At 51.8% G+C, this 7021-nt stretch carries 12 protein-coding genes; 11 read left to right on the top strand and 1 reads right to left on the bottom strand.

Annotation, left to right across the window (positions count from 1 at the left end; translation table 11 throughout):
• From GKAS_RS22065 to GKAS_RS22025, 9 genes are all read left to right on the top strand, one after another.
• Nucleotides 1-288 (top strand): recombination protein NinG (locus GKAS_RS22065; RefSeq protein ID WP_035897498.1); only part of this gene is annotated, 288 nt, incomplete at its 5' end.
• Nucleotides 285-503 carry a hypothetical protein gene (locus GKAS_RS22060; RefSeq protein WP_035897496.1) on the top strand — a complete coding sequence of 73 codons (219 nt, stop codon included), beginning with the start codon at nucleotides 285-287 and terminating at the stop codon, nucleotides 501-503. The genes GKAS_RS22065 and GKAS_RS22060, both read left to right, overlap by 4 nt.
• Entirely contained in the window at nucleotides 500-844 is a 345-nt protein-coding gene (locus tag GKAS_RS22055) for a hypothetical protein (protein ID WP_035897494.1), read from the top strand. Before GKAS_RS22060 ends, GKAS_RS22055 begins: the two co-directional genes overlap by 4 nt.
• Nucleotides 845-950: 106 nt before the next feature.
• On the top strand, nucleotides 951-1640 hold the full coding sequence (locus tag GKAS_RS22050) for a bacteriophage antitermination protein Q (protein ID WP_035897492.1): 690 nt from the start codon (nucleotides 951-953) through the stop codon (nucleotides 1638-1640).
• Nucleotides 1641-2613: 973 nt separating this feature from the next.
• The gene (locus tag GKAS_RS22045) at nucleotides 2614-2868 is read left to right on the top strand and encodes an HP1 family phage holin (RefSeq protein ID WP_035897491.1); all 255 of its coding nucleotides are present in this window, start codon (nucleotides 2614-2616) and stop codon (nucleotides 2866-2868) included.
• The gene (locus GKAS_RS22040) at nucleotides 2855-3394 is read left to right on the top strand and encodes a lysozyme (RefSeq protein ID WP_035897490.1); all 540 of its coding nucleotides are present in this window, start codon (nucleotides 2855-2857) and stop codon (nucleotides 3392-3394) included. Before GKAS_RS22045 ends, GKAS_RS22040 begins: the two co-directional genes overlap by 14 nt.
• Nucleotides 3391-3909 (top strand): DUF2514 domain-containing protein, encoded by a 519-nt coding sequence (locus tag GKAS_RS22035; RefSeq protein WP_035897488.1) that lies wholly within the window; start codon nucleotides 3391-3393, stop codon nucleotides 3907-3909. The genes GKAS_RS22040 and GKAS_RS22035 overlap by 4 nt, the downstream gene beginning before the upstream one ends.
• A gap of 29 nt (nucleotides 3910-3938) precedes the next feature.
• Nucleotides 3939-4163 carry a hypothetical protein gene (locus tag GKAS_RS22030; RefSeq protein ID WP_035897487.1) on the top strand — a complete coding sequence of 75 codons (225 nt, stop codon included), beginning with the start codon at nucleotides 3939-3941 and terminating at the stop codon, nucleotides 4161-4163.
• A gap of 138 nt (nucleotides 4164-4301) precedes the next feature.
• A complete protein-coding gene (locus GKAS_RS22025; RefSeq protein ID WP_035897486.1) occupies nucleotides 4302-4697 on the top strand; it encodes a DUF2513 domain-containing protein in 396 nt (131 codons plus the stop codon).
• A gap of 62 nt (nucleotides 4698-4759) precedes the next feature.
• On the opposite strand, the gene GKAS_RS22020 is transcribed toward GKAS_RS22025, so the two are convergent.
• Nucleotides 4760-4987 carry a hypothetical protein gene (locus GKAS_RS22020; RefSeq protein WP_035897485.1) on the bottom strand — a complete coding sequence of 76 codons (228 nt, stop codon included), beginning with the start codon at nucleotides 4985-4987 and terminating at the stop codon, nucleotides 4760-4762.
• Nucleotides 4988-5010: 23 nt separating this feature from the next.
• Here GKAS_RS22020 and GKAS_RS22015 point away from each other — a divergent pair, with 23 nt between their 5' ends.
• Together GKAS_RS22015 and GKAS_RS22010 are read left to right on the top strand one after the other, a co-directional pair.
• Complete coding sequence (locus tag GKAS_RS22015; protein ID WP_035897484.1) at nucleotides 5011-5583, top strand: terminase small subunit; 573 nt, start codon at nucleotides 5011-5013, stop codon at nucleotides 5581-5583.
• Nucleotides 5580-7021: terminase (locus tag GKAS_RS22010; protein ID WP_035897483.1), on the top strand; the 1442-nt coding region annotated here is incomplete at its 3' end. The genes GKAS_RS22015 and GKAS_RS22010, both read left to right, overlap by 4 nt.

The raw sequence follows: 7021 nt of genomic DNA, 5'->3' as shown, positions 1-7021 counted from the left end.
TACCATGATGGGCAATACCACGCAGGACATTACCGCACCACTGGCGCTAACCCTGAGTTGCGGTTCAATGAAGACAACTGCCATCGCCAGTGCGCCCCCTGTAATAACCACCTTTCTGGCAACCTGACGGCATACCGCCCGGCGCTGATCGCCAAAATCGGTCAGGCCCGCTTTAATGCCCTGATGGGCCCGCATGAATTACCGAAATGGAAACGCGACGACTACATCCGTATCCGCGATGAGTACCGCGCAAAACTCAAAGAACTGAAACAGCAGGAGGCAGCGTGAAAATCACTTACAGCGACGAAGGTACCCATGCCCGCATCTGGCTGACTGGCCCATTTTGGCAACTTGGTCGAGCCAGGCGTGTTGCTGATGCTGGGCTGATGGCTTCACCCGTTAATTCGTGGGAATCAAAAGGCCTAACCTTCCAGATAACGCTCTATGGGAAAAGTGCCTACATCCTGCGGGCCTACAAGGCGATCGCTAAGGCGGCGGCATGACTACCGAAACAGAAAAAGAATTAAGCAATATCGTTGCCTTTCCATCAAAAGAAGGTGAGCCGAGCGACCAGACTAATTTCCTGTATGAGAAAGCAGAAAGGCCGTTCTGCCATCATCCATTGGTTCGGGTAAACGAAAAGGACAGAGAGGTTCGGTGCAGGACATGTGGGGCGGCCGTTGAGCCATTCGACTGGATGCTTTCCGTAGCAAAAGGAGAAACGCAGCTGGCTGACAATGTGAAAGCTCTGCGGAAGGAAGAAAAAGAGCGCCGGGCGAACATTGAGAAGCTAATTCAGATTGAGCGTAACGCAAAAGCCAGAATTCGGAGGGCGCAGAAGTGACCACGCAGCAAAGAGAACGATACGAATTCGAAAGCGTCATGCGCGCCAAACTGTCGCCGGTAGCAAAGCATAGCCAGGCCAAACAACCTCAGAAGGAAGCCGCTTAATGAACGTTCAATATTTGCAGTATGTGCGTGAGCAGCTGATCGTGGCGACCGCAGATTTAAGTGGGGCAACAAAAGGGCAGTTAATGGCCTGGCTGGAGAATGCGCAGTTCGATACTGGTACGTTTAAACGGAAAAAACCGCGAGTGCTTGATGAGGTAACTGGTGAAATGGTTACGCTGGATAACCCGCCGATCCCCGGCAAACAGTCGCATGCCAAGGGCTCGCATATCCCACTGGTTCAACCGGTAGAGTTTGCAACCGCATCCTGGCGCCGCGCGCTGCTGTCGCTCGAAGAGCATCAGAAGGCGTGGCTTCTATGGAACTACAGCGAGAACACCAGTTGGGACCACCAGGTGGCAATAACGCAATGGGCCTGGGCTGAGTTCAGCGCGCAGCTGGCGGGCAAGAAGGTGGCAGGCAAAACGATGGAGCGGCTGAAGAAGCTAATCTGGCTGGCGGCGCAGGATGTGAAAGCGGGGCTGGGCGGACGTGAGACATACGAGTACCAGGCGCTGGCAAAATTTGTGGGCGTGACACCAAAGAACTGGTCAGAGACGTTTACCGACCGCTGGGTGGAGATGAAGCGAATCTTCATGAGCCTCGACAGCGAGGCTTTATTGCAAGTAACGCGATCACGTTCACAACAAAAGGCGACAAATTCACACCAAAGTATTGCAAAACTGGATTGAAATGCATATATTTCATGTAAATCTGATATTGTGCCATTGTTGTATGCACTGGCAGTAAATGATTTTAAGGAGCCTCGCCATCGTGCGGGGCTTTTGCGTTTCTGGAGGGTAAGAAAATGCACCAGTAAAGCGGATAGACTGCAGCCGAAAGGCAAAGCAGCAGTCATGATACTGCCCCGAGTCGCCATTGAGCGAGCCTGTGTAGCGATGGGTTAAGGTTCCTATATCAAAACTAGCTCCGGTAGAGCAGCGCGAAAGCCAGACGCGCACCGGTTATCAGCGGCGATAAAGCGACAGCACCTCAAGGGCATGAGCGTGGCCACTCCGGGTAGTGGCAAAATCATTGCAACGGACAGGGTGTTGAGGCCAAAGCCGCCCGTAAGACCTGGTACACACCACCCCGGCAGGCAGCGCCCTGTCCATTGCGGTGAAAGAAAATATCGGCTAACACCCGGCCAATAACTCAGCGGCACGTAAGTCCTGATTGGAGTTAAGCGAGAGATGGGCGCTCGCCACCACAATACATTGACGCGATTTATGAAAATGTTTTACGTTATTGATGCAGTGAATCCCCCTTTGCGGCGGGGCGCTCAGTCAAAACTGATAATGTTCAAATGCTCGCGCGAGGCAGTTCGACTGGCTGACTCACCGGGAGGCACCCGGCACTGCATCTTATTCACAAAGCCTCGTTTCGGGTTTTTTTAGTGAAAAAAAACCCGCATCAGAGTGCGGGTTATCAGAATTATTTGATAAATGGACACCGAGCCAGTCTTACGACTTTCGGTGTATCAAATGATATTAATTTATTAGATATTTGTAAATAATCCACATCCATAAGGGCTGCGCTTCTGCGTGGCCTTTTCTTTTTCAGGCTTCGGGAAAACTCCTCGACGTGTGTTGTTGTTATATCAGCCCGAGAGCCTGAATCCTTTACAAGCACACAGCGCCATCCGAATTATCCGGAGGTGAGGCTATGACCAGAATGAGCACAATTTACAGCAGACTTTCATATGGGACGGGAACCGCGTTGACTGGCTGCGGTGTCTCTGCAAAGGCCCATGCCGAAATAACTAAAGAGGTATCGTGGATGCTGGCCGACAAAGTGGCGGGACTCGGTTTAAGTGACTGGGCAATCATTGTCGGTATTGCCTGCACCATCATCACCTGCGGCGTGAACTGGTATTACCGTCGTAAAGAACGGGAGGATCGTTTAAATGCCCGTCAATAAAACGAAGCTTAGCGCGGCGATGCTGGCGCTGCTTGCATCCGGTGCGACTGCGCCATTCTTATTTGACCAGTTTATCAGTGAGAAAGAAGGCAATGCGCTGGTGGCTGTAGTCGATCCCGGTGGTGTCTGGTCCTTATGCCATGGCGTGACGGTTATCGATGGTAAGCGCGTTGTGAAAGGTATGACCGCCACCGAAGCACAGTGCAAGAAGGTTAACGCTATTGAGCGTGACAAGGCGCTGGCATGGGTTGACCGCAATATCAAAGTACCACTGACCGAACCGCAGAAGGTTGGCATCGCGTCGTTCTGCCCTTACAACATCGGGCCAGGTAAATGCTACCCATCAACCTTCTATAGCCGCATGAACGCCGGTGACACGAAGGGTGCCTGCGAAGCTATTCGTTGGTGGATTAAAGACGGCGGCCGCGATTGTCGTCTGACCAAAGGCCAGAAAAATGGCTGCTATGGGCAGGTAGAGCGTCGAGACCAGGAAAGCGCGCTGACGTGCTGGGGGATAGACCAGTGAGCCTGCGCTATCAGTTCATTGTTATTTCGTTGCTGGTGGCCGTAGCATTCATCGCGGGTAGTGTATGGAACAGCCGCGGTTGGGAAAAAAAGTGGGCAGAACGTGACAGCGTTGAATCATCGCAAACAGCGAACGCGCAGACCGCAGCCCGCATGATTGAACAAGGGCGAATTATTGCCCGTGATGAGGCTGTAAAAGATGCACAAGTACAAGCCGCTAAATCTGCTGCTACTGCTACTGGTCTGTCTGCCACTGTTAGCCAGTTGCGCACCGAAGCAACAAAGCTTGCCGCCCGCCTGGACGCCGCAAAGCACACCGCAGATCTTGCCGCTACCGTCCGAAGCAAAACAACCGACACCAACGCAGGATTGCTTGCCGACATGCTCGGAGATATTGCAGCAGAAGCTAAACGATATGCTGGAATCGCTGACGAAAGCTACAACGCCGGGATGGCGTGTGAGCGGATTTACGACTCGGTGAGAGAGTTAAACTACAAACCTATAGCCTCGCAATAGCGGGGCTTTTTACTAACTGAGGATCACACATGTCCGTACGCGCTAAATTCCGCTGCCACTTTATTCAGAAAGCAGAAGATGATTCACACCGCACAATCCACATGAGTCCTGTTACCGCAGATACCGCCGAAAACAAGGCGTGGTCAAAGTACACACCTGGTGGCCTGTTGCAGATGCACATATCGAACCCGGCAGCATTCGAACTGTTCGAGCAGGGCAAAGAGTATTACATCGATATTCAGCCAGCTGAATAAGCCATTCCAAAGCTCATCTGCTGGTGGGCTTGATAATGGGGAAAATAATTTAGGATTATATTATGGTTGACATAATTTAATTATTTTTATTAATTTTTGGCTCCCTGTATAATGACTTCTCTTTACAAAGGAGGCGTCATGAAAAGAGATCTTGATTATTTAAAAAGCCTTTTGGAAGCCTTTGAGGAATCAGAGGATGGTGTAAAAATTAATAAAATCAAAGGATTTGATTTTGAATCGGCATTATTTAGATATCATATGGAGCTTCTAAAGGAAGCAAAGCTAATTTGTCGCGATGATGGGGAGTTCGACATCGGACTGAGAAAGTCGGGTGATGGGATATACACTTGGAACATATGGTCGCTGCGATTAACAAATGATGGCCATGACTTTCTTGATAACATAAGAAGCGAAGAGATATGGTCGACTTTAAAAACCGGATTTAAAGATGTTAGCTTAGGGGTTCTAACTAAGGTGGCAAAAGAATTATTCAATAGAGCTCTTAATAAGCAGCTTGGCAAAATATTCGATTAACCGCCTCTGGGCGGTTTTTTATTGTTATCACCATGGGCAGACCCATCGTAATGGCTATATGACTACACTCTCTTCCCGTCAACTGTAACGCTGGCATCAGCTGAGCTGTTAGGGATGTAAACTCTGACCTTAGCGCCACTTTCGGTGCTCACCTCAATCGTCACGGATGTTGGCGGCGCGCCAGTATCGTCGCCAGTGAAAGCTGTGACGATCTCTTCTGACGTTTTATCTTCAATGATTGGCATAAGGTCACCGTTAACCAAGCCAGCGTAAATTTTCACGTTGCCCATCAGCATCTCCCATAGGTATTTAAATGGCACTCACCGACAAACAAGATATGTTCTGTCGCGAGTACCTCATCGACTTAAACGCCACTCAGGCAGCAATTCGTGTGGGGTACAGCGCAAAAACTGCTAATCGTACCGCTACAAAATTGCTGTCAAAAGCTGTCATTCAAAACAGGATTGCCGAACTTAAAGCTAAGCGCAACGAAGACGTGGGCATTGATGCCGATTATGTGCTCCGGCGCTTGGTTGAGATCGACCAGATGGATGTTTTGGACATCTTGAATGACGACGGAAGCCTAAGGCCGATCACCTCATGGCCTAAAGCCTGGCGAATTTCGCTAACCGGTTTGGACATCAGCACGACCATTCAAAACTTCGACGAAGAGACCGCCGAGACCATCCTTAAAAAGGTTAAGTGGCCTGATAAGGTTAAAAACCTCGAATTGCTCGGCAAGCATGTGCGCGTGCAGGCATTCAAAGAGCAGGTGGAGCAGAAGGTCACCGCAACCCACAGCATCATGCCGGTCCCGTCCTGCGATAACGTAGACGACTGGGAAGCAGCAGCGCAGAAGCAACAGAACGAGGTTCTTGGTGGATGAATTACAAAGCTGTCTGGAAACCTTTGCCGGGATCGCAATCGCTCTCCCTGAGCTGCCCGTGTAACGAAATCCTCTACGAGGGTACGCGTGGTCCGGGTAAAACTGCTGCGCAGCTGGCGCGCTTCCGTCGCCTGGTCGGCCTGGGTTACGGCTCGTTCTGGCGTGGCGTCATCTTCGATACCGAGTATAAGAACCTTACCGACATCATCACCCAGTCGAAGCGTATGTATCGCCTGTTTAACGACGGTGCGCGCTATCTGGCGTCAGCATCCGAACTGCGTTGGGTATGGCCAACTGGCGAAGAGCTGCTGTTCCGCTTCGGTAAGGAGGAGGGCGACTACTGGGACTACCACGGTCAGGAATTCCCGTTCATCGGATTTAACGAACTGACAAAGCAGCAGTCTGCTGATTTCTACGAAATGATGTTCTCCTGCCGGCGCTCATCGTTCCGGCCGGAAAACTATCCTCTGGATGATGGCTCGCTGCTTAAACCGATCCCCCTGGAGACGTTCAGCACGACCAACCCGTTTGGCATTGGCCACACCTGGGTGAAGAAGCGCTTCATTGAGCCAGCACCCCGCGGCACCATCATTCGAGAGACGCAAAAGGTGTTTAACCCGCAGACCGAACGCGAAGAGGATGTGACGCTTACCCGCGTGGCGATTCACGGTTCGTTCAAAGAGAATCCATATCTCGATCCGCAGTACATCGCGACACTGATGTCCATCAAGGACCCTAACCGACGCAAGGCGTGGGTAGAGGGTTCCTGGGATGTCACCAGTGGGGGTCGCTTTGACCACCTGTGGAGCGCATCGCTGCATGTCATTAAGCCGTTCCGTATCCCGGATAGCTGGACGGTTGACCGCTCCCATGACTGGGGTGAGTCGAAACCGTTCTCTAACCTCTGGTGGGCGCGTGCCGACGGCACCGCCGCAGAGTTGCCCGATGGTCGCCAGTTCTGCCCGCCTGCCGGGTCGCTGATACTGATTGGCGAATGGTATGGCTGCCCGCCTGATGAGCTGAACAAAGGCCTGAACATGTCATCAACTAACGTCGCCAAGGGCGTGGCGTGGGTGGATAAACGGCTGGTGGGCGAGGAACTGGCTGAACCCGAAGAGATAAAGCTCGACGGGGTCACGCAGGGGCAGCTGAATATCATGCCCGGCATCTGCAAGAAAATTGTTCCTGGCCCTGCTGACGGTGCGATCTACAACACTGGCGATGATGAGCTATCCATTGCACAGAAGATGGAATCACAGGGCGTTAAGTGGGTTCCATCCAACAAGAAGCCGGGATCGCGTGTGAACGGCGCGGCCCTGTTTGCTGACATGCTCGAGGCCGTCATTGAAGGTAAGAAACTGGAGACAGGCACGCCTGAGAAACCAGCGTTTTACGTGTTTGATTACTGCCGGGGCTGGATAAGCCGCGTCCCGGTGCT

Origin of the sequence: Kluyvera ascorbata ATCC 33433 (assembly GCF_000735365.1) — a bacterium.
Lineage (GTDB): Bacteria > Pseudomonadota > Gammaproteobacteria > Enterobacterales > Enterobacteriaceae > Kluyvera > Kluyvera ascorbata.
The sequence above is the reverse complement of the archived record's forward strand: the minus strand, read 5'-3'. Positions and strand labels throughout refer to the sequence as shown.